Origin of the sequence: Acinetobacter sp. 809848, from assembly GCF_000581275.1 — a bacterium.
GTDB classification, from domain to species: domain Bacteria; phylum Pseudomonadota; class Gammaproteobacteria; order Pseudomonadales; family Moraxellaceae; genus Acinetobacter; species Acinetobacter pittii.
On record NZ_JEXG01000134.1, the window covers coordinates 1 to 1540 of the forward strand.

Genomic DNA, 1540 nt, shown 5'->3' on the forward strand with positions numbered 1-1540 from the left:
ACAGGATGTCGGGCTTTTTTTATTGGTGTTTAAAAATGCTCTAAAAGAAAATTCTTATATTGTTTTATTCACAATATACCTTTGAACTACTTGGTTGAGAGTAATTTCAGAATGAAGACGACCATTGTTTGCTTGAATAGTTTTTGCAGAAGCTAAATTAGATTTATAACAATGTATATGTAACTCCGTTAGGCCTAACTTCCATGCCTCCTGAATTGTAAGCTCTAACAATTTCGAGCCAAAATTCTGCCCACGTTTAGAAGGACGAATACCTAAACCAATATGTCCACCACAATATTCAATCTGTTCATTGAGTTTAAGTCGCAAGTTAGACGCGCCAATAATTTCATTACCTTCTACTAACCAATATGTAATGTTGGGAACATGCCCTTCTTCTAGGGATTCCCCTTTTTCATAATCTCTCAGTTTATTCAAAAATGATTCAAAATTTGTATGGTCAAACTCCGTTGTCAAAGGGTGACGATCTTCATCTGCTAATTCATTAATATAGTTGCTATAGCTCTCTTTAAATTTTAAATGAGGTTTTACCAACATAACGGTCATTTATTGATTACTCCCGATAAAATTGTTCTTTTTACAACCAAACTTAAACATAACATATTGTTATTAATGGCAACTCTTATTCTTCTCAGCATCTTCAATGATTAGGTATAAAAGTAAGCCTCCTCTATTCGCCCCCTCTGTAACTACAAAATGCCTCACACCATGTTTCAATGTACGTTTTATCCTACAAACTTTTAGGGATTTTGCGGATTGGCGATATCCCTCTTTTTTCCTAATATGAACTCATACAGGAACAGGATGTTCCGGAACATAAAACAACAATAATAGGTTCAAGCACCAGGAGCGTGAGATACGACAGGAGTCATATCTAGCAACCAAATACGAAAAAGCTCGACAGGACGTCGGGCTTTTTTTATATCTGAATATTGGAAGATTCTAGGAATTAAAAATCTCAGGTAGGCTATCTGCAAGAATATTAGGAATGTTGTTTGGATAAACAATCTCATCTGTTTGGCTTAGCTCTTCAAACGTCCACCAACGGCTTTTACTAATCACAAGCTTTTCATGTTCTGACCAGTTTGCTGTATTCACTTCTTCATTTTTAATAAAAACAATAAAAAGCCTTTCTTCAGAAATCACCATTTCCGCACTCGGTAACATCATTTCAAAATTGCGTGTTGCAACATGATTCCCTACATTTTGCCTGACTACGCCTAACTCTTCATAAAGCTCTCGGCAAGCTGCTTGCTTGAAGGTTTCCCCTTCTTCAAGCCCACCACCTACGGTTGCCCAATATGATTGTCCAGCCAAAGCATCATTTTTATGAGTAAACTGAAATAATAAAGTTTGATGATTTTCATTAAGAACTAATAGTCTTGAAGATTTTCTAATGCGCATTTGATTTTTTTCTTGAAGTCATAAGGTGGCTATTATTCATATTCACTTTAAAAAGTTAAATCATTTCTGAATGTACGCTTTATCCTACAAACTTTTAGGGATTTTGCGGATTGGCGAC

The 1540-nt window shown here is 35.5% G+C and carries 1 protein-coding gene and 1 pseudogene; both read right to left on the reverse strand.

Annotated features, from left to right (window positions below):
* Positions 1–54 precede the first annotated feature (54 nt).
* On the reverse strand, positions 55–564 hold the full coding sequence (locus J536_RS24330; RefSeq protein WP_032064250.1) for a GNAT family N-acetyltransferase: 510 nt from the start codon (positions 562–564) through the stop codon (positions 55–57).
* 396 nt (positions 565–960) lie between these two features.
* Positions 961–1462 (reverse strand): annotated as a pseudogene (locus J536_RS24335) (NUDIX hydrolase).
* Positions 1463–1540: the final 78 nt, after the last annotated feature.